This is a genomic window from Reichenbachiella faecimaris (assembly GCF_900176375.1).
In the GTDB taxonomy this organism is placed as follows: Bacteria; Bacteroidota; Bacteroidia; order Cytophagales; family Cyclobacteriaceae; genus Reichenbachiella; species Reichenbachiella faecimaris.
Genome location: NZ_FWYF01000001.1, coordinates 1,428,189 through 1,450,096, shown reverse-complemented (window position 1 = coordinate 1,450,096; position 21,908 = coordinate 1,428,189). Strand labels below are relative to the sequence as shown.

At 40.3% G+C, this 21,908-nt stretch carries 15 protein-coding genes and 1 pseudogene; 9 read left to right on the top strand and 7 right to left on the bottom strand.

What is annotated here, in order from left to right:
- Positions 1 to 65: 65 nt before the first annotated feature.
- Together B9A58_RS05995 and B9A58_RS05990 are read right to left on the bottom strand one after the other, a co-directional pair.
- Positions 66 to 1,028: a YihY/virulence factor BrkB family protein gene (locus tag B9A58_RS05995; RefSeq protein WP_084371497.1), complete on the bottom strand. Its 963-nt coding sequence runs from the start codon at positions 1,026 to 1,028 to the stop codon at positions 66 to 68.
- The gene (locus B9A58_RS05990) at positions 1,025 to 1,432 is read right to left on the bottom strand and encodes an acyl-CoA thioesterase (protein ID WP_084371496.1); all 408 of its coding nucleotides are present in this window, start codon (positions 1,430 to 1,432) and stop codon (positions 1,025 to 1,027) included. Before B9A58_RS05990 ends, B9A58_RS05995 begins: the two co-directional genes overlap by 4 nt.
- Before the next feature lie 70 nt (positions 1,433 to 1,502).
- Here B9A58_RS05990 and B9A58_RS05985 point away from each other — a divergent pair, with 70 nt between their 5' ends.
- The 3 genes from B9A58_RS05985 (at position 1,503) to B9A58_RS05975 (ending at position 4,956) form a co-directional block, all read left to right on the top strand.
- The gene (locus tag B9A58_RS05985; protein ID WP_176214692.1) at positions 1,503 to 2,294 is read left to right on the top strand and encodes a DUF4344 domain-containing metallopeptidase; all 792 of its coding nucleotides are present in this window, start codon (positions 1,503 to 1,505) and stop codon (positions 2,292 to 2,294) included.
- 78 nt (positions 2,295 to 2,372) lie between these two features.
- Positions 2,373 to 4,001, top strand: coding sequence for an acyl-CoA carboxylase subunit beta (locus B9A58_RS05980; RefSeq protein ID WP_084371494.1), 1,629 nt, complete (start codon positions 2,373 to 2,375; stop codon positions 3,999 to 4,001).
- A gap of 100 nt (positions 4,002 to 4,101) precedes the next feature.
- On the top strand, positions 4,102 to 4,956 hold the full coding sequence (locus B9A58_RS05975) for a transglutaminase-like domain-containing protein (RefSeq protein WP_317042058.1): 855 nt from the start codon (positions 4,102 to 4,104) through the stop codon (positions 4,954 to 4,956).
- A 2-nt stretch (positions 4,957 to 4,958) separates the two neighbouring features.
- Here B9A58_RS05975 and B9A58_RS05970 read toward each other — a convergent pair whose 3' ends face one another.
- Positions 4,959 to 6,341 carry a sodium-dependent transporter gene (locus B9A58_RS05970; RefSeq protein ID WP_084371493.1) on the bottom strand — a complete coding sequence of 461 codons (1,383 nt, stop codon included), beginning with the start codon at positions 6,339 to 6,341 and terminating at the stop codon, positions 4,959 to 4,961.
- A gap of 239 nt (positions 6,342 to 6,580) precedes the next feature.
- On the bottom strand, positions 6,581 to 7,597 hold the full coding sequence (locus B9A58_RS05965; RefSeq protein WP_084371492.1) for an SRPBCC family protein: 1,017 nt from the start codon (positions 7,595 to 7,597) through the stop codon (positions 6,581 to 6,583).
- Positions 7,598 to 7,701: 104 nt separating this feature from the next.
- Here B9A58_RS05965 and B9A58_RS05960 point away from each other — a divergent pair, with 104 nt between their 5' ends.
- From B9A58_RS05960 to B9A58_RS05945, 4 genes and pseudogenes are all read left to right on the top strand, one after another.
- Positions 7,702 to 8,103, top strand: a complete 402-nt coding sequence (locus tag B9A58_RS05960; RefSeq protein ID WP_084371491.1) for an RDD family protein — start codon at positions 7,702 to 7,704, stop codon at positions 8,101 to 8,103.
- Positions 8,104 to 8,246: 143 nt separating this feature from the next.
- Positions 8,247 to 8,849, top strand: coding sequence for a TIGR00645 family protein (locus B9A58_RS05955; protein WP_084371490.1), 603 nt, complete (start codon positions 8,247 to 8,249; stop codon positions 8,847 to 8,849).
- Between the two features lie 124 nt (positions 8,850 to 8,973).
- A pseudogene (locus B9A58_RS05950) lies at positions 8,974 to 9,475 on the top strand (NUDIX domain-containing protein).
- A gap of 34 nt (positions 9,476 to 9,509) precedes the next feature.
- The gene (locus tag B9A58_RS05945; protein WP_245826996.1) at positions 9,510 to 10,850 is read left to right on the top strand and encodes an MATE family efflux transporter; all 1,341 of its coding nucleotides are present in this window, start codon (positions 9,510 to 9,512) and stop codon (positions 10,848 to 10,850) included.
- Here B9A58_RS05945 and B9A58_RS05940 read toward each other — a convergent pair.
- Together B9A58_RS05940 and ffh are read right to left on the bottom strand one after the other, a co-directional pair.
- On the bottom strand, positions 10,837 to 11,523 hold the full coding sequence (locus tag B9A58_RS05940) for a class I SAM-dependent methyltransferase (RefSeq protein WP_084371488.1): 687 nt from the start codon (positions 11,521 to 11,523) through the stop codon (positions 10,837 to 10,839). The genes B9A58_RS05945 and B9A58_RS05940 overlap by 14 nt on opposite strands.
- A 3-nt stretch (positions 11,524 to 11,526) precedes the next feature.
- Complete coding sequence (ffh, locus tag B9A58_RS05935; RefSeq protein WP_084371487.1) at positions 11,527 to 12,855, bottom strand: signal recognition particle protein; 1,329 nt, start codon at positions 12,853 to 12,855, stop codon at positions 11,527 to 11,529.
- 192 nt (positions 12,856 to 13,047) lie between these two features.
- On the opposite strand from ffh, the gene B9A58_RS05930 reads away from it, so the two are divergent.
- Positions 13,048 to 13,515, top strand: a complete 468-nt coding sequence (locus B9A58_RS05930; protein ID WP_139793762.1) for a hypothetical protein — start codon at positions 13,048 to 13,050, stop codon at positions 13,513 to 13,515.
- A gap of 584 nt (positions 13,516 to 14,099) precedes the next feature.
- Here the strand turns inward: B9A58_RS05930 and B9A58_RS05925 are convergent.
- A complete protein-coding gene (locus B9A58_RS05925) occupies positions 14,100 to 19,478 on the bottom strand; it encodes a DUF4832 domain-containing protein (RefSeq protein ID WP_084371485.1) in 5,379 nt (1,792 codons plus the stop codon).
- Between the two features lie 434 nt (positions 19,479 to 19,912).
- On the opposite strand from B9A58_RS05925, the gene B9A58_RS05920 reads away from it, so the two are divergent.
- Positions 19,913 to 21,892: a DUF4832 domain-containing protein gene (locus tag B9A58_RS05920; protein WP_084371484.1), complete on the top strand. Its 1,980-nt coding sequence runs from the start codon at positions 19,913 to 19,915 to the stop codon at positions 21,890 to 21,892.
- Positions 21,893 to 21,908 lie beyond the last annotated feature (16 nt).

Below are 21,908 nucleotides of genomic sequence, written 5' to 3'. Positions count from 1 at the left end.
GAATGGGAGTGCAAATGTAGAATAATAATTTTTTTTGACAAGGGTGGACTGAAAAATATTTTTAATCAGTCAAAAATTGATGTCGTGGTTTCTATTTTATCAGAGACTACTGCTCGGTCTACACTAGCATTATACTCAAATCCGACGAGCAAAATAAGTGACAACAAGTACAGCCAGACCATCAGGGCGATCAGCATTCCCAAGGACCCATAGAACTTATTGTAGTTCGAAAAATTATTGATGTAAAATGAAAAAGCATAAGAGGTAGCTACACAGGCCACTGCCGAAAATACAGCACCTGTCGAAAAGAAAGTCCATCGATCATGTATCGCTGGCGCGAAATAATAGATGGTAGAAATGGCAATAAAAAATGCGATCACAATGACCATGTATTTTAATGCTGTAAGCAAGTAAATGATATAGTCTTGAGTGATAAAGCCTTCAGTTGATAAATAATTCAAAACTAGCTTTCCAATAACCATCAGAATAATAGAGAAGAACAGCACAGAAGACAAAACCAATGTAAGTCCCGTTGCGATCAGTCGGGTTCTGAAGAATCCACGTCTGTCATTTGTTTTGTAGATACTGTTGAAGGTTGCCATCAGACTATGCATGCCATTGGTGGCTAGTATGAGGGCCAGCAGCGCACCAAAGGAAAGTAGTCCCTGACGCTTGTTGCTTATAATATCATGGATGGTACCTGTGGCGGCCTCGTACATGGCCTTTGGCATTACAGTTCCCAAAAAGTTCATAATGCTTTCTGTGCCTATATGTGGGATTACAGAATGGATATATGGAATTAAAGTGAAAATGAAGATAATCGAAGGAAAAATGGCCAGTGTAAAACTGAAAGCCACTCCGTTAGCTTTATTTATAAGTCCGTGCCTGCCCGTGTTTTCCAAAAACAAATCCAGCGTATTATAGAGAGTGGTTTGTCGTTTGTTGAGTTTGATCAGCTTGAGCTTCTTAATAAGATTAAGATACCACTGATAGTAGAGGAGGTGCTTATGGAGATTTTTTCTTTTCATGAGAAATAAGGCTCCAAAAACTTAACAAGTTGGTCTGGTACTCTACAAGGTCTATTGCTCGTCATGTTGATAAATACTAAGGTGGTTTCACCCGTATTTATTAATTGATTCTCTTCATTGAATATTTCGTATTCAAATAAAATTTTCGCTTTAGGAAAGATTGGTATTTTCACTTTTATTGTCAATAATTCATCATATTTACCTGGAAGCAGGTAGTTGGTTTGCATGTTGATCACAGGCATCATAATGCCACTTTTTTCCATTTCATTATAGGAAAACCCTAATTGACGTAGCGTCTCTACCCTTCCAATTTCGTAGTATATGGCATAATTGCCATAGTACACATACTTCATTTGATCAGTCTCGGAGTATCTTACTCTTGTCTTGGTTTGAGCTTCAAACATTTAGGCTTTTGACATTTTCATTCAACGAATCTGAAATATATTGCATTTTTCTTATACAAAGGTGTATAATTTGGGAGTAAAAATTTTGATAAAGCTGTGCCTTTTCGTTCTGATTTGTTGTGACCTCTGTTCTCCAGTAGAAGCTTCCAAGCTTTCTATTGGATATCAAAGACCCGAATCTGATAGATTTCGGGAAATTTTTCGCGCCCTGAAATCCAATCATGAGTCTATCTATGGCGAATCTGTCAAATACCTGAAAAGTATCTACAATTGGCCAGACAAGATAGAAGTAGTGGTCTCCACTTGTGGTTTCGTTAATTCACGATATCTGCCCAATGACAAGCTCATTGTTATCTGTTATGAATCCCTTTATCAAAAGGTCTATGACTATCCAGAAAAGGCAAAATCAAAAGAGGCCTTTGAGCGGAGAGTATTTCAAAATGTAATGTTCACTTTGTGGCACGAATTGGGGCATGCGCTGATGGATCAATTTGGCATTGGTCAGGGCACTGATGTGAAGCAAACGGAGTTGCTCGCAGATGAGTTTGCTGCATTGTCCATGCTCTGGCGATCTGATGCTCATTGGAACAATATACTAATGATCAGTGCACTACATTTTAAAAGCCAGTCTTTGAAGAATCCTAATAAAAATTATAAGGTGCATGCTTCAGACGACTTTCGTTATGAAAAAATAATAGTTCTTCTTTATGGTTTTGCTCAAAAATCTTATTCTAAATTAAAATCAGAAGTCAATCAATTGAATTGGTTGAGCATTTCTGCTCAAGAATATTATTTGGAGAGAAGTGTCTTTTGGGAACAAAATCTTCGGGAGCATACCCGTGGAGATTTTTTTAATAATTGACTGCCAGGGATTTAAAAGTTTGGTTAATCTGCCTGTAAACTCTTTGTTTTTCTATTTTTGTTGGAAACAACATGCCGAATGAATTTAGAATTTAACAAAAACGAAGATGCTTATAAGCAACTAATTGCTCAACTGAATCACAAGCTCAAAAAAGTAAAACTTGGAGGAGGAGAAAAGAAGATAGAAGCGCAGCACGCCAAAGGCAAGTTGACAGCCAGAGAGCGAATCGATTACTTGATTGACAACCCAAAAAATTTTGTTGAAGTGGGTGCATTTGTTGGAGATGGTATGTATCCTGAGCAAGGTGGCTGTCCATCAGGAGGTGTAGTCATGGGCATTGGACATGTGCAGGGGAGGCAGTGTGTAGTAGTAGCAAATGACGCCACTGTGAAGGCGGGCGCTTGGTTTCCAATTACGGCAAAGAAAAACCTCCGTGCGCAGGAAATCGCCATGGAAAACAGACTGCCCATTATTTATTTGGTAGACAGTGCAGGCGTATATCTGCCCATGCAAAATGAAATTTTCCCAGACAAAGAGCACTTCGGCAGACAGTTTAGAAATAATGCCATGATGTCCTCAATGGGTATTGTGCAAGTGGCCGCCATTATGGGGAGTTGTGTGGCAGGTGGTGCCTATTTGCCCATCATGTCTGATGAAGCCATGATCGTGGATAAAACGGGTTCAATCTTTCTTGCCGGAAGCTATTTGGTGAAAGCAGCTATAGGTGAAACTATTGATAATGAAACGCTTGGTGGTGCAACTACGCATTGCGAAATCTCTGGTGTAACGGACAATAAATATGATACAGATCAGGACTGTCTGGATGCAATTAAGAAGATTTTTGATAAAATTGGTGACTTTGACAAGGCTGGGTATAACCGTGAAAAGCCAAAGAAGCCTAAGCTAGATGAAAAGGAGATTTACGGCATGCTTCCAGTAGATCGTGTCAAGCCTTATGAAATGCGTGAGATCATCAAACGGATGACAGATGATTCTGAATTTGATGAATACAAGGCTGATTATGGTCAATCTATTGTTTGCGGCTATGGCCGAGTTGATGGATGGGCAGTGGGTATTGTAGCCAATCAGCGCAAAGTGGTAAAGAATAAAAAAGGTGAGATGCAAATGGGTGGAGTGATTTATTCCGACTCAGCAGACAAATCAGCTCGCTTTATCATGAACTGTAACCAACGCAAAATCCCACTGGTTTTCTTACACGACGTAAGTGGTTTTATGGTTGGTAGCAAAGCAGAACATGGTGGAATCATTAAAGACGGCGCTAAGATGGTGAATGCCATGGCCAATTCTGTGGTGCCAAAATTTACTTTTATTCTAGGCAACTCCTATGGCGCTGGCAACTATGCCATGTGTGGCAAGGCTTACGACCCAAGGCTGATTTATGCCTGGCCAACTTCACAATTGGCGGTAATGAGTGGTGCCTCAGCTTCTAAGACCTTATTGCAAATCAAGGTATCTTCAATGAAAGCCAAGGGTCAAGAAGTGTCTGAAGAAGACCAGAAGAAATTTCTGGCAGAGATTACAGATAAGTACAACGAAGAACTGAGTCCATATTACGCAGCATCCAGACTTTGGGTGGACGGTGTAATTGACCCATTAGAGACACGGAAGATTATATCTGTAGGTATAGAAGCTGCTAACCATGCACCTATAGAAAGGCCATTTAACGTTGGTGTGATCCAGACCTAAACCAAATTATCTATTAAAGTTGGTATGAATTCAGTGCCTTTTTTCGTATATTAATTTAGCGTCTTGTTAATTTGGTATTTCATTTCGTGAATCAACAATTTTGGATAAAATAAACGAAAAAGAACTCAGTGCACTGATCTCTCTTCTTGAAGATGATGATCATGAAATTCTCATCCATGTGGAAGAAAAACTCTTGTCCTTAGGGACAGATGTCATTCCGCTTTTGGAGAAAGAATGGATGAACAATAGTCTGGTTCCTCGCGTACGCGAAAAAATAGAAGACATTATTCATGATCTTCAGTATGATCTTTTAAGTGAGAAGTTGGTGGCTTGGAAAGAGTCAGGTGCTGAGGACCTGCTCGAAGGGATGATGCTTGTGGCCAACTATCAATATCCTGATTTGAATCTGAAATTTCTAACCAGAAAGTTCGAACAGTATTATCACAATGCCTGGCGAGAGTTTTCCGAGGAACTTTCTCCTATGGAGCAAATCAAAGTGCTCAATGATGTGTTCTTCAACAAGATGAAATTCAGGCCAAATGCCAAGAATTTTCATTCGCCTGCCAATGGGATGATCAATGTAGTACTAGAGTCTAAGCGAGGTAATCCACTCAGCCTTTGCGTGGTTTATTTGTTGCTAGCTCAGCGCTTGAAAATGCCGATCTATGGAGTGAATCTGCCTAATTTATTTATAGTCACTTATAAAACCGAGGATACCCAGTTCTATATCAATGTTTTTAATAATGGGATCATTTTTACTACAGATGACATCAATAATTACATTGATCAGCTGAAGTTGGCCAAAAACGAAATCTACTATCAGCCATGTAGCAATGTAGATATTGTTGCTAGAGCCTTACGCAATCTGATTTCCTCATTCGAGAAATTAGGGGAATACAAAAAAGCAGACGACATCAAAATGTTATTGCAGTCTGTAGACGAGATGAGTTATTGATTCTACATTCCAAAGAAAGTAACCAGTACAATCATGGAGAACATGATGATTAAAGTGGCTGGAAGTAAAATGGGCATGACAAATCGTAAATATTTACGAACCCAGGACTTTTCGTAACCCTCAAAACCCATTGAAATTTCTGCTTCTAAGTTTTCTCTTTTCCAGATATGTGCTGCAAAAAATATCATCAAAGCACCACCTAATGGAAGAAAAGAATCGTTAGCCACATTTACGATAAAGGAAAGGAAGTCTGTAGGAGCTGAAGCACTAACATAAGTAATGAACTCGGAAAAATAAGCCGAGTAGCCATTACCCATGAGTGAGGGAATACCAATGAGATAGACGATACCTGACATCAACCAAGCCGCTTTTTTACGAGAAATTTTGAATTCATCAATAACATAAGAAACAGGCACTTCAAGCAAGGAAACGGTAGAAGTGAGTGCGGCAAAACACAACAGAGAGAAAAATATCATACCCACAATTGACCCAGCAGTAGGTCCTATTTCTCCAAAAATGTGAGGAAGCGTTACGAAAATGAGTTCTGGCCCACGTCCTACGCCAGAAAGTGTTCCACCACTTATAAAACCAATTAACGGGAAGATCATGAGTCCAGCTATAATGGCAATGCCCACGTCTGTCAAAGTGATCAGTGCCGCTGAACTTACCAGATTGTCATTTTTGCTGATATAGCTACCATAGGTGATGAAAGTACCCATGCCTAGTGAAAGCGAAAAAAAGGCTTGTCCCATTGCATTGAATGCAACAGATAGTGTGAGTTTGGTGAAATCGGGAAGAAGGAAAAATTTAATTCCTGCCATCGCATTCGGAAGAAATAAGGAATACAAAATCAAAGAAACCATCATCACAATAAGTGAAGGCATGAGAATTTTTGCCGCTTTTTCTATACCACCTGAGACACCTTTTGATACAATGAAAGCAGTGGATACCATAAATAGGAAACCATAGATGCCCACCGCATAAATATTGGTAGTGTATTCCTTAAAATGTTCAGTAATAGCAAAATTTCCACTAGCCATTTCAAAAGTGTAGCCAAAAGCCCACCCAGCAATTACGTTATAAAAGGACAAAATAAGCGCGCCACTGAGTACCCCAAGTTTTCCAATGAAGTTCCATTTTTTATGACCTAAAGCATCAAATGCCCCAACTGCATTTCGACCAGATTTCCTACCAATGGCTAGCTCAGTCAGCATAACTGGAAAACACAGGGCAAAGCAGAAGAATAGATAGACTAAAACAAATATGGCACCACCACCAGCACCAGCCTCGTAAGGGAATCCCCAAATATTACCTAAACCTACTGCGGATCCTGCAGCTGCAGCTATGAATCCGATACGGCTTGAAAAATTACCTCTTGCGGCCATTAAAAGATGAGTTTATAAATAACAGAAAAGATTGAATCAATGGAAATGAAATTTCAAGAAAATGATATGGCCAAAGTAACTAAAAAAGAGGCGGTCTAAAAAGCTATCCGTCATTGGCGAGCAACTTGAAGCAATCTTAACATACGATCTGTATTCGAACATTAAGATCACTTCGCTGCACTCGTGATGACGTTGTCAGGACTTTTTAGACCGCCTCGTTCGGAGTTTTCTTAGTTTAATTATTTAATAGGATAAAACACCTCTGTTCTCCATTGTGCTGTGTCAGTCTGAATGGTAGGGTCAGTAACATACACTTCATAGCCATTTCCATTGGCTTCTAATTCATTGAACTGCATGTAAGCTTGCAACTGTTTATGAGTTTCATCTAGCAAGTTGTAATCCCCCATGTGAACACCCATTAAAACTTTTCCACCTGCTGTCTGGCCAGCTGCTATATTTTCGTCAGATACTTCACCTGTGTCAGCTACTGGAATGGCAATATCTGCTTCCCAGCCAGTATCACTGTAATCAACATATATGGACATGGGTTGACCAGCAGCCATTACGCCATTTTCATTAATGTATCCAAGTAACTGGCCATAGATTTCTCCCATTCTTGGGCCAATGCTTTCAGGATTGGTGACATCAAAAGTTTCTCTTATTGCGAGGTAGTTGATAGGTTCTGCATCTATTTCACTGATTTCTATGGAGAATGTTGGCTTGGACTCCACTCGGCTTTTCAAGTTGGCCAGCCCTTCTTCATACGTAGGGCCTAACATTGATTCCATCATCAAACCCATGAGTTTGTAAAGAGGATTGCTACCCATGTCTCCCTCAAAGGTCCAAGTAACTTTGGTTCCTTCTTCAGTTTCTGCCAAGACGAAATCTGCATAAGCTGGTTCATCAAACCCGCCGAAATAAAGTTCAGTTCTAACCTTTTGGTCAGGAATAGCTTCAACTACTTCTTGTGAACCTGAACCTACCTCATCATTGGTACTGGTCCATTCTTTTTTGGCTCCGACTCCCATGTCTGGGCCAGTAAATACGTATGAGGTACCCTCTGGATCAATAGCATCCCATGGAGACCACTTATTTGTTTTTTTAAGGTTAGCCACTTCTTCGTATACAGAAGAGGGTGTTGCATTGATTACTGTAGAGCGTTCCAAAGTGACATTGCTTGGCGAAACCAAGCCAATTACTACAATTAGCCCAACCAAAATGGCTAGTACTAATAAAATCTTTTTTAGAATATTCATTTTTTAGTGTGTTAGTTTTGTTGTGACAAGATAATCAAATTGTCATTTCCATTCAATACCAATTAAAAATTGAAGTTAGAAGATAACTTCTTTCATATTTTAGTATGAATATTAATTCAAAAACAAAATTTGCCACTTTTCCTCAGCGCCTTTTTGCCTTCAATATTGATTTTTTAGTCTTCCTTTTTGGTGCCGTCGTTCTGTCTCTTTTGATTAAAGATGATGGGTGGTTTTGGGGCGCGGTTGTATGTTTTGTTTGCATCTATCATGCGGCACTGGAGAGCTCTGGATGGCAGGCGACATTAGGAAAGAAATATACACACCTTCAGGTAGTCGATGAGCGAGGAATTCGACTTTCTTTCTTGAGGGCTCTGCTGAGAATTATTACAAAGTATCTCTCTTTATTGCTATTTTTTGGCGGATTTTTCATGATCTACTTTAGGAAGGATCGTAAAGGGTTACATGATTTTTTAACCAAAACCTACGTAGTGGACAGGAGTAATTAGGACTGGTGTATAGGTAATTGCTATAAATAGCTAAGTAGGAACAAAAAATGTCAACTATTCCCTGTGCGGTATGGAAATTAATTTTAATTTTAGCACTTATTACAAACAGTTTTGGAACCAATTCGCATTAGCACTCATCAGGTATGAAAAGTTTTTTTGACAGATTTGAGAATTTCTTTGAAGGTTTTATTTTTTGGAGTAGATGGGTGCAAGCCCCTATGTATGGAGGCCTGATTATAGGCGCATTTCTCTACATGGCTAAGTTCTTTCAAGAACTGGCTCACATGTACCATCAAGTGGTAGGTGGTGATATCGAATCCAAGGTTATGCTTACCCTTTTGAGTTTAGTTGATATTTCAATGGTAATGAACCTAGTGGTAATGGTTACAATCGGGGGATATTCAATTTTTACCAGTAAGATTGATGTGGATATGCACGATGATAAGCCGCTCTGGTTAGAAGGTTTGGATGCAGGGATGCTGAAAATAAAATTGGCGACTTCATTGGCTTCTATTTCTGGGGTGCAGTTGTTGAAGACTTTTGTAAACTATAGGGAAGCTGCAGAGAAAGCAGGTTCTGAGGGTATTATTATAGAAATCGTAATTCACATGGTATTCATTTTCTCAGCACTCCTATTAGGTTATACTGAAAAAATCATTCATTCTTATCCTCATGGTCTAACAGGTCATGGCCACGTTGATGAAGAGGAAGAACATAAAGAAGACGAACATAAAGAGGAAGTTTAATATTTTCTGACTGAAAAAATTGAAGTCCCGATTTATCGGGACTTTTTTTGTTACTATGCTACAAGACAACACTCAAAATCCTTGGAAGAAAATTTCTGGTAAGCAGGTTTATGACAATTCATAGATCTCAATAGAAGAGCATCAAGTGATTAATCCATCTGGAAATCAAAGCATTTACGGCAAGGTTCATTTTAAAAATAAAGCTTTGGGAATAGTGCCTCTTGATGAAGAATTAAATACTTGGCTGGTTGGGCAATATCGCTATACGCTATACATTGGACGAATATTCATGGGAAATCCCAATGGGTGGAGGGTCACTTGATATTGATATCTTGGAATCTGCTAAAAGAGAACTCAAAGAGGAGACGGGAATAATGGCGAAAAGTTGGGTGAATATTCTGCGCATCCATACTTCCAACTCTGCTACAGACGAGGAGGGATTTGTATATGTGGCTCGTGACTTGACTTTTGGAGAAACTGAATTTGAAGATACAGAAGATTTGAAAATAAAGAAACTCCCACTTAAAGAAGCCGTTAGGCTGGTGATGGAAAGTGAAATAACTGACAGCTTGAGTATAGCAGGGTTATTAAAAACTAAAATACTGATTGATGAAGGAAAACTTTGATTAGAGCTGATTTGCAAACAACAACCCCAAACGATTGACCTTAAAAGAACATTTCCGAACGAATATCACCTTGGCTTATCCTGTGATGTTGAGTCAGATGGGACACATATTAGTGTCTGTAGCTGATAGTATGATGGTAGGCCGATTGGGTACTGTGCCGTTGGCATCCGTGTCGTTGGCTAATAGTGTGTTTTCAGTGATTATGCTATTTGGGCTTGGTGTTTCTTATGGTATGACGCCATTGATTGCCTCGGCTGATGGGGCCAATGATAAGCGCATGGGAGCCAAATTCTTTAAGCATGGCGTGTATCTCAATTCTGCTTTAGGAGTTGTGCTTTTGGTGATCGGTTTGGTAGTTGGAGAAGGCTTGATTTTACTAGATCAGGATCCTGAGGTTTTGGCTGGCGCACTGCCGTATTTTAATACTTTGGTTTTTAGTCTTGTACCCTTGATGGTTTTTCAGGCATTTCGCCAGTTTGCAGAAGGACTGTCTATGACACGTCAAGCCATGTATATCTCTGTATCTGGCAATGCTTTGAATGTTTTCTTTAACTATGGGTTGATCTATGGAGAACTGGGAATGCCAGAGCTAGGGCTGGTTGGTGCTGGTTGGGCGAGCTTAATCTCGCGAGTCATCATGGCCATTGCGATGGCCACCTTTGTGCTGACCTATAAGCCATTGCGTAGATATGTAGTGCTTTGGTCTAAGATTAAGTTAAGGCCATTCGTCATGCGGAGAATTCTGAATATTGGCATACCTTCAGGCTTGCAGTATATTTTTGAAATCGGGGCGTTTAGTACGGCTGCTGTCATGGTAGGATGGATAGGAGCAGAGGCACTAGCCGCGCATCAAATTGCATTGAACTTGTCTGCCATTACTTATATGATTGCGACGGGAATTTCTGCAGCTGGAGCTATCAGAACTGGAAATCAATTGGGAAGAAAGGACTATCCTACACTTCGAACTGCAGGTATGACCTGCTTTGCTATGGCAGCTATAATGATGGCATTTTTTGGGGCAGGGTTTATATTTGGGAATACCTATTTACCTACCTGGTACATTGAAGATGCTGTGGTGATAGAGATGGCTGGCAGTTTATTGATCATAGCTGCTTTTTTTCAAATCTCTGATGGGGTACAGGCTGTTGGGCTGGGTGTGTTGCGCGGCATTGCAGATGTAAAAGTCCCAACTTTTGTGACACTATTTGCCTATTGGTTTATGGCAATTCCTTTGGGCTATGTATTCGGAATATACTTAGACTGGGGTGCGATTGGTATCTGGGTGGCTTTATTGATTGGACTGACTTTAGCGGCAATTATGCACTTGACAAGATTTCATGTCTTGTCAAATCGTTATATCCTTAGAAACCAGTAATCCGAGCTAAGTATTGGTCGAATTCATCAGTCATCAGAATTTCAGTTTTAAGCCCGAGGGCTTCAGTTTCTTTAATAAGCAAATCAGAATCAATATATAACCAGTCGAACCAATCACCTTTTTTGCCTTTATATTCGTACTGGTATCGAATTTCTCCAAAGTAATGATCTGGTTTTTCTAACCCATCAGTATAGAGATAGGTGATGTCTGAGGAATCTAGAATAAGTTGGCCTGCTGGATTGAGAAGATTTTTACAGTGATTGAAGAAATAGGGTAAGTTTTCCAGCTTTCCTGCTAAGCCTAAGCCATTCATAAGAAATAGCAGTGTATCGTATTTTGCTTGGTGTGCAAAAAAATCCTCGTCTACTATTTTCTGCATGCCCGAATGCCGCAACGTTTCGATACATCCAGGGGAATGTTCCAGCGCAGTCGCATCCATTTCGAATGCCTGCATGAAAAGGGCGTGAGCGCCCGCTCCTGCACCTACATCTAGGATTTTTCCTTCACATGAAGTAATGGCGAGATTTTCCAGATCTGTAAAATCTTGATGATCTCTAAAGAAAACCTCTACAGGCATTTCTTCTGGCGCACCATAAGAATTATAGGTTTTTAGGACTACAGAATGGTCTCCTTTATAAAAATCAAAAATTGCTTCGCCGTGTACGTCTTTCAAAGCTTATTTGAACATGTTCATTCCTGAGAGCGCTCTTTTGGCTCCTCCCATCTTATTCATGGTCTTCATCATTTTGCGCATCTGATCGAATTGCTTGAGCAGTTGATTGACTTCTTGAATCGAGGTGCCACTGCCTTTAGCAATTCGCTGTTTTCTGCTACCATTGAGCAGGTCGGGCTCTTCCCTTTCTTTGATTGTCATGGACTTAATAATGGCCTCAATTGGCTTTAAGGAATCATCATCAATATCTACGTCCTTGATTGCCTTACCTACACCAGGAATCATGCCCATCAAATCTTTTAGATTACCCATTTTCTTGATTTGTTCAAGCTGGGAAAGGAAATCATCAAAACCGAATTGGTTCTTACGAATCTTCTTCTGGATTCTTTTGGCTTCTTCCTCATCAAAGGTGTTTTGTGCCTTCTCCACAAGAGAAACCACATCGCCCATCCCCAGTATTCTATTGGCCATCCGGTCTGGGTGGAATACGTCCAGCGCATCCAACTTCTCACCTGAGCTAATGAATTTGATAGGCTTGTCCACTACTTTGCGGATGGTCAAGGCAGCTCCTCCCCGTGTATCACCATCTAATTTTGTAAGCACAACGCCATTGAAATCCAGACGATCGTTGAAGGTCTTTGCGGTATTCACAGCATCCTGACCAGTCATCGAATCCACTACAAATAGGGTCTCTGCCGGGTTAAGGCCTTTTTTGAGTGCCTCAATCTCATTCATCATTTGTTCATCTACAGCCAGACGGCCGGCAGTATCGACGATGATGGTCTTTTTATTATTTTCTTTAGCGTATTTAAGTGCATTTTTAGCAATCTTAAGTGCGTCTTTGTTGTCAGGCTCAGCGTATACATCAACTTCGATTTGCTCACCCAATACTTTCAGCTGATCTATAGCTGCAGGTCTGTAGATGTCGCAAGCAACAAGCAGTACATTTCTGTTTTGCGCTTTAAGGTGACGAGCCAGCTTTCCAGAAAAAGTGGTTTTACCAGAACCTTGAAGACCTGAAATTAGAATGACATTTGGGTCGCCCTTGAGGTTGATTTCCTCAGTGCGTCCGCCCATCAGCTCAGTCAATTCCTCAGAGACAATTTTCGTTAATAATTGACCTGGAGATACTGCAATTAATACATCTTGTCCGAGTGCTTTTTCCTTGATGGAATCTGTGACTTCTTTCGCTACTTTAAAGTTAACATCAGCGTCTATCAGTGCCCGTCTAATTTCCTTGACGGTCGTAGCCACGTTAATTTCAGTTATCCTTCCTTGCCCCTTCAGGTTTTTAAAGGCCTTGTCGAGCTTTACACTAAGATTATCAAACATAGTTCTTGATTCGTATTAATTATTCTGCAAAACTAATGATTCCCCTTCAATGATAGAAAGGGAATGTTAAATGTTCTGTATGGAATGTTTTGAAAACAAATATTTCTGGTCTGTGTAACTTTTTTTGAACTTCATCAGTATTATACAAAAGATTGTACCTTGTATAACATAGTAATGAAAACGAAAAAGCTCATGAATAAATTTATAATACTTGCTGGCCTATTGATTGGATTTCAATCGGCTGATGCTCAAAATGGTAGGGTACGCGAAAGTGACCTTGAAGGTGTTTGGAAAATGAAAATTTCTCTGGATGAGGATGTTTTCGAACAAGAAATTAGTGATGAAGACAATGCTTTTGCCAGATTGATACTTAGAGCAACTGGCAACTTGGTCGAAGGAATTCTGGATGAAATTGATATCGAACTAGAATTCCGTGATAATCACGAATGTAGGATATATGTATCTGCCTTTGGTGAGGAGGAAGTTGAATACTCGGAATGGTATATTAACAGCAGGGGAGAGCTATATATAGATGACTCTGACTCATTTCAGATGGGAGACGACGAGTACTGGATTTTCGAAGATGGTGTTTTAGTCGCCTATGAAGATGGAAGGCCCTTAGATGATGATGCTGCGGTTTACATGGTGAGGGTGGAGTAATAAAACATATTTCTTATTTAAGAATAGACTGAGGCACAAGCCTCAGTTTTTTTGTTAAAGAGGTTGATAAGTGACCAACCCTTAAACTATCGAACTAATATCTCAAAACACAGCCAATAGAAGCTTTATGGCAGCATTACACACACTAAATACACATCTGTTACAAGTACAGCATATTTGCATCAAGAAGTCAGCCAGGGCGATAGGCCACAAAATCTTAACCTGTGCCTATTTTATACTTCTTGACATGAACCAGAACTCAGTGAGCAAGCACTAGAGGAAAGAAATGAAGTAAGAATCCAACGATTACAATCCAAGTTGACCATCTCAAGAAATCTGCGTCCAATAGTTAAAAGGTCGTCTTTTTTTAGTGGCATTGTGACCTCGCAAACAAAATTGATAAAAGACGCTAAGCATCAACGATTGTTGCCTGAGAGCACGTAGAAAAACTTTTCTTTAAGAAATGTGCTTGGTAGATCTATTTAAACGACGTAAAAGGGACTTTAAAAAAAAGGCCGTCTAGAGCATTTGCTCAGACAGCCTTCTGGTTGTGTGGTTAATAAATTAACCGCACATTATTAATATTATTTTACTAGTAGTTTGTGAGTATACACTTTACCATGAGCCTGTATTCTCAAAATAGCTATTCCTTTAGGTACGTGTGATATGGCAATTGATCGTGCGTAATGACCTTCCACAAACACTTCACTTTGGGAAAAATGCTTTTGACCATCTAGACCGTAAATCTCGATACTCACTGATCCTTCTTGATTGATTTGATAAGCTATATTAAGATTATCAAATACAGGATTAGGATATGTATTATATTCAAAGGTCGATTCAATGACCTCCTGCTCTACGCTTATTGTGCCCGAAATTTTAATTCTTGCCCCAGCCTGATACACTTGCTTGCCTTTAATAACACCAGCACTATCGAGCACGAAAAAGCCGATCTCTTCGTTGGTATGATTGGTTTCAAAATCGGCCGACTTTTCCTCTTCTACCTTGAACTCAACCACATCTTCGTCCAGATTATCGTACCTCAAAGCACAGGCATCACTACCGTATGAAGTTTGCATATGCGCAAAGAGTAGAGGGTCGTCGTAAGTGTTGGTCAGATATTTTTCGAAGAAAATATGATCATAGTTCCGGGACGTACCATTTACCTCATAAGTTCGGCCAATATTGCCCACACCTTCAGATAGCGCTAGCCATGCTACTGTTTCCAGAGCATGTTCATTGTCGCTACCCTCTTCTTCTTGCACTTTCAAGTCAAATGCTTCATTATCAATCCAGCGAATACGCGTGGTAAGTGCTGCGGCATCATTGTATGTCACCGTTTGCGCAAATACCAACGGCGTTGTACTAAAGCTCTCTGTAAAAGCGACACTGGCCCAATCGTCGTCCGAAGAGGTAGCCCCTGCCTGCAAAGTTACGCCTCCATCTAACTCATAAACACCCGCTTCTACCACCAGATAGAAGAAATTTTCTTCACTGTGTGAGCCGTTCAGATAGTCCCATTCATCTATTTGATATTTAAAAGAACTGGATGTAACATCTTTAACTCTCAAAGTAGCTGGTTGTCCATTTTCGTAGCTCAATGGACTCATGATTACCACTGGGTTAGTGTAGGTATTAGTCAACGAAACTGAAGTCCATTCACTACCATCGACCTGATCGTTGGTAATCTTGCCCACTTCACCAATTGTCAATTCTAAAGGCGTAAGTACATAGGCCAACATATCTCCATCAGCAGGAAGTTGTGCCACGATGTTACCTCCACTAGTATTTCCATATCCAACACTTACAGTCAGCGTGGTGCTGGCAATAGCTGCTCTAGGAACACTGATTTTTCTTTGGTGCAAGCCACCTCCAAGGTCAGTGTCTTGTATAGCCACACTATTTGCGCTGCCAGTCCAACCCCATCCATTACTAGTTCCGGAGTAATCATACAACGTCCCATTCTGTACCAAAAGGTCTGCACCAGAGGCATCCCATGCTGGTACATAATAGCCTGTGGTCGCATTTTCATCACTATTGATAAAAAGGTCATAGGTGGAGGCAAGGTTACCTCCCTTGACAGTAATGTAAACGCTATCCTGATCATCCGTAATGACTATTTCCTGAAGGTCGGACACATAAGAATTCGATACCGTATGTGGCTTCATCCCACCAGTACCCGGTATGTATGCCCCTAGATCAATTCCAATAATATTTCTATAACCCGAGGTAATGATGTCATCGATCACAAGAGTGGACATAGAAACCCTGGGAATGGCAATCTCTCTTTTGTTGACATCAACGGTCAACTGAGTATTGATCACATTAATAGCCGAAGGGACACTTGTCCAACCCCATTCGTTGCTACTACCAGAATACTGGTAAAGTAGGCCATCTTTGATTAGGTAATCTGCTCCCATGGTCGTCCATGTGGCATCTATATATCCTGTAGTTGTGTTATTATCGATATTGATAAAGGCCTCATAAGTATCCGTCACATTTGATCCTTCTACTGTGAGGTAAATATTGATTCCATCATCGGAAATAGTATAGGTTTCTAGTTCTGGGATATAGGCTTTCACGGTAACGTAACTCTCCATTCCAGATTCAGGTAACCTTGCGGTTTCTGCAAAACTAACTGTACTCTTATAAACCAATCTGATGGTAGCACCAGACGATGTCAAATTCAAACCTGACTTAGGGACAGATATTTGTCGCTGAGAAATATTTGGGTCAATCTCTGAGTCTGTCACTGTAATTGTAACTCCAGTAGTGTTCCATGCCCAAGAAGTTCCATCGCCACCGTAGCTATATAGAATCCCGTTTTGAATCAAGTAATCTGCTCCACTTACGCTGGCTCCATCGGAATAACCAGTACCTGCACTGTTATCAGCATCAAGTAGTGCATCATAGGTCGTAGTTATTACGCCACCTTGAACCGTCAACGTGAGATTAGTAACATCATCGGAAATGATCAGGGATTCCAGATCCTCAACATATGGTGTTTCTATAGCGTATCTGGCCAAGCCTCCAGACGCTGGTAGTTTGTGCACAACCGTACCTGAATTTATTTTTCTGTATCCAATATCTACAAATGATCCAATACTGAGTTCATTCAATAAACTTTTAGGAATAATAATCTCCCTTGTACTTGAGTCCGAAGCCGTTTGAATAGTTGGAGATGCACTAGCAACAGTCCAGGCCCAGGCATTTGGGTTTCCTCCATTATTCGCCTTTGACGTCACCGAATCATGCTCATAGATCACCCCAGAAAGAAGTGCGTAATCCAGTCCCGTGGTAGACCAAAAACCTGGATCTATCAAACCTGTCTGTGTACTGCCGTCAGTATTCATATACATATCATAATTTGATGTGACATTTGTCAAATCACCTTTTACTAGTACATAGATGTTAGTTTGATCATCAAAAGCCTTAAGAAGTTTAAGTGTTCCAGAGGTTTGCACCAAAGGATCTACATAGGCCCAATCAGCTGAGCTGCCATCGGCAGTGATCGCAATCGCAGGCCTTGGTACGGAAACAGCATAATCAAGCGCATAAGAAAACAAGTTTCCGGCTGAAGGAGCCTTGCCTGAACTCACTTCACTAACCAAATTCTCATAACCCACTTTGACGGTTTCGTCTAATCCGTATAAAAGATTTTTAGGAATCTTTACCTCAAAAGAGGTCGAGTTTTGGACATAGGTGATTGAGCTGGCGATTTCAACCCAAGACTCATCAAATTCAAAACGATAAAGTTTGTCGGCAGACAGTTTATAATCAGCGCCTTCTGACCACCCCTCATACCCTGTGTAACTTTGTCCATCGGCATCTATATATAAATTAAACCCATTCCCCAACGTTCCCGCCGCAGAGACAAACAAAGTATCCGCAATATCGTGTGCTTTGACTGCACCTACGGCTCCTGTGCCTATACCAATAGCGTCTACATTTGACCAATCTGCCAAACTTCCATCTACTACTATAGTAGGTACTGATGGTGAGCCAGCACTTGTAACTTCGGTCGATAAACTCAAATCATTGTATCCTGTAGTCGGCTCCCAGGTACTCTGATTTGCAAAACGAATGCTATAATTAACATTACTAGCCAAAGATGACGACGCATCCGGAAGGTTTAAGAATAGTTTGTAAGTCCCAGTCGGTACCGAAGCTGGTACTACTAGCGATTCGTTGAACACGGTATTGCCAGACAACCACATACGAACATCAGATGCAGGGCTTTCAAACGGGATACTATACTCGGCAGACGTGATCGAGTCTCGCAGTACCAGGTAAAGCGGTCTTAATCGAGCCGGGGCTGCATAACCCTGATTGGTAATATCTAGCGAAACAAAAAGCTTACTACCTGCAGCTACTGATCCTTGTATTGAAGCCGCATTCAATTTGATCCGATAGCCTAATTCATTTTCAATATCATCCAGACATCCCTGAGTTTCCCATTTATCCAACACATCTGGCTGATAGAGGCTATTCAAATATGTATACTTATGAAGGGCCAATCTTGCCTCAGACTTGGCGCAATCGTTTTGATTGGTCGGCAAACAGGTTTCACCACCTTGGATGACATAGTTGCTATCGTCGGCCACCCAGCTGATGTCGTCTGTGGTCACGAAAGTTCCCTGATCATCAAAAGAATCCGTGTATGCCAAAGTAGAACTAATGGTAGAACTTGAAGCATTCCAGGTAAACCCGCTACCACTTCCAGTATGCTGATTTAAGGTCACAGACGCATCTAAATACTTCTGTATCAGATAGTCTGCCCCTGATGAAGTCCAAAAGGTAGCGTCTGCCCATCCTGTACTTATATTTTCGTCGGTATTGATCAAAATATCGAATCTCAATTTCCCTGACGCGAGATAGCCACTTTCGGCTACTCTGATGTAGAGATTGGTACCATCGTCCGCCATTTTAAATTCCTGCACGGTTCCATTGACAAAAGTCACCAAATTAGGTAGGGCATCCCATCCACCAGAAATACTGTTTGAACCCAATACATATTGAGCCAACGGATCCGAATTAATTGGCAACTGGCTTTGTGTACTATTCGCCCAGAGTGTAGTATCAGCAGTTCCGTAAGTATCCCACATTCCTCTATAGCCAACAAACAAGGTGTCGGCAAGGCTAGAAAAATCACTCTTTGGTATGGTTATTTCATGTACTCTACCATCTGGCGTGGAAAGAACACAGTCATTGTGATGACCCAGGCGTGCTTTCACCAGTGCGGGATTATATGCCTCCGAAGCGGATATTGCACTGGTACTTTCTCCGATAGCCTCCAAATATCGTCTCTTATAATCGGGAGTTCTCAATTGTACAGCAACACCTGCAGGCACATTGTCCAACAGTGAGGTGATTACCTGAAACCTTTTTTCATAGTCAGCAGCTGAAATCGACCCTGCATTTCCGAAGTTATTGGTATAATACCATTCTCCCCAAGTCCCAATCAATCCCGCCTGGACCACAAGAATTATGTCCTGATTGGCAGCCAATATAGACTTGACAGACTGAAGGTGCCCATCAATACGCTCTGGAGTAACATTCAGGTCTAATGAATCTTGAATGTTGCTATACGCAAATCTTACGATAGCTTTCATACCCTTTTGTCTCAAAAGATCAAAATCCGTTTGCATTTTGGTCTGATAAGCCTGGCTAATGGTATCTACATTTGCAAATTCGTGAATGTAAAACAGTCTTAAGACAAGCGAAATGTTCTCAGACAAAAAACCGTCAAGTTGCGCTGAAGACAATTGAGCGTATGAGTTAACAAAGACAGATGGAAATCCGTTGTGCGACTCGGTGTGTTTGTAAAATCCTCTTTCTGGATTCAGAATGGCGTCAAGATCCTCAGAATAGGAGGATGATTTTAAGGTTTGACCATACATTTTCTGCGTACTTAAATTAATAAGGTTGAGGAAAACAATAATCAATAGTAGTGTTTTTTTCATGTGAGTTTACTTTAAAAGGTTAGTAAAAAAAGTAAATATAATTAAAAAGAAAGAAATAAAAAATATATAACTTTCGTTTAGCTTTTTTGTAGGTGAAGAAAAATAAAATAAAATATTTAGTCGTTTATTTATTTCAAGATGTGTGATCGCCTGTTATCTGGCACTAAAATGGACTTTTGATGTAATAGGGGCTATTTTATGAGTGCTGGCGCAACCTTGAGAGATTTAGCTATAAATCACTTATGGATAATTTGTTTGTTACTATGCGTTACTATTTCGAGTCAATAGTTTTCGATTTAATTTATTTCGCGAGATAATTGACTTGACAAACCATTAAAAGAAAGTAAATAAAATAAATAAACTTGTGAAAACTTATTATATTGCGTTTATAAGTAAGATTATGTTGGTTTATTATAAGGTTAGGACTATTCGTTATGAATTTCAGAAGAGTTAGGAAATATCTATCTGCGTGCTTGTTTTTATATGAGACTTTTGCGGGCACATACGGCTACACGCAAAATATAATCACTCAGTATGTGTCATCATCATCTGAGATTGCTAATCCGGAAAGGGGCTGGTATGATGACTATTATAGTTTTACTGGAGGAAGTAATCTTTCAGGTGATTACATTCCACTAGCTGTCGACGAGCTAACAAGGAACAGAGTTGAAGACAATATTACATTAATTCTACGCCTGTTTTACCTTCATCAATTTTTAGATGAAAGTGAGGTAGGTGCTGTGTATTTGGAGAAAATGCAAGATGATTTTGATGCTATAAGAAGTGCTGGAGTGAAATGCGTTATACGCTTTGCTTATAGCGCATCTCAAGATGCTGAGATTTGGGATGCAACACCCGAAATTGTCCTAGCGCATATTGCTTCACTTAAACCTGTGCTCACTGAGAACAGTGATGTAATTGCAGGCATTCAAGCTGGATTTATTGGTGCCTGGGGTGAGTGGTATTACACTGAAAATTTTGCTGGAGCAAATTTCATTGCTTTTGAGGAGGATCAGCAGAACAGGCGAATGGTGATTGAAGCACTTTTAGATGCTGTCCCTGAAAATATTGCTGTGCAAGGAAGAACACCAGCTATTATTCAAAATGCCACACAAAGTGATCAGCCTATTTCTGATGATGAGGCTTATGACGGCACTAACAAATCAAGGATTGGCCATCATAATGATTGTTTTTTAGCCAATGCATCCGATTATGGTACATATACAAATTTGGACGAGGATATTAGCTATTTGAGCCAGTCAACAAAATATACCATTTCTGGAGGGGAAACTTGTGATGCTTCTAATGAGTATAGTGATTGCGAATTGAGTGTTCCAAGAATGAAGGAATTGCATTGGACCTATCTGAATAGGGACTACAACAGGCAGGTCTATACCAAATGGAGAGAACAAGAATGTCATGACGAAATCAACTTAGCGTTGGGTTATAGATTGAGTTTGAAGCAGGCTGAAATCTCGGAAACCATAGATGTAGGAGGAACGCTGAATTTCGAGTTTGTATTTGTCAATGAAGGGTATGCAGCCCCTACCCAAAACAAGGATATACAACTGGTGCTAACCAGTTTGTCTTCAGGGACAAGAACAGCAGTTGATTATGGCGGAAGCAACACTGATATAAGGCATTGGCAACCAGGCGAAACTTCATTGTCTGGATCAGTGGTAGTCCCAGCATTCTTGGACAACGGCAACTATATGGTAGGTATTCGATTCAAGGATCAGACGATGAGCTTGGCGGACGACCCTGCTTATTCTATACAGTTGGCTCATTTTGGTGAGTATGATACCGAATCTGGTGTAAATGAATTAAATCTCATTGTATCAATTGGAAACGGCGGAAGTGAAACGCTCCCAATTACGCCAGGTAATTTAATTGCTGAATCTGGCGATTCAGGAGAAATTTCCTTGACTTGGAATGACCTTTCAGACGATGAAAACTCCTTTCAGTTGATAAGATCTCACGGCGACACGGAAGAATGGTTTGAAGTGGCCGTGATAGATGCTGATTTGACTACGTGGAATGATACAAATTTAACTACAGGAACAACTTTTCATTATAGAATAAGGTCAGTGAATGAATATGGTTATTCACCTTGGTCTGATCTAGCCAGTGCCACCACTTCAGCTACCATAACGTCAATAAGTCAGAATGATCTTGATACACTATTGTTGTATCCGAACCCTTCTGACGATGAAGATGTTTATATTCATTTTAAAGACCATGCGGTCAGACAAGTTACTATTCATGATATGAATGGAGTGAAAGTTTTGGAAACTAAGACAAATAAGAAGAAGCTGAAGATTGATCAGGAAGGAATGCGAGTAGGTACTTATATCATTTCAGTTCTCGATAGCAATGGTCGGACTCGGATCACCAAACTTATTCTGACCGAATAAAAGAAAGGGTTTTCAT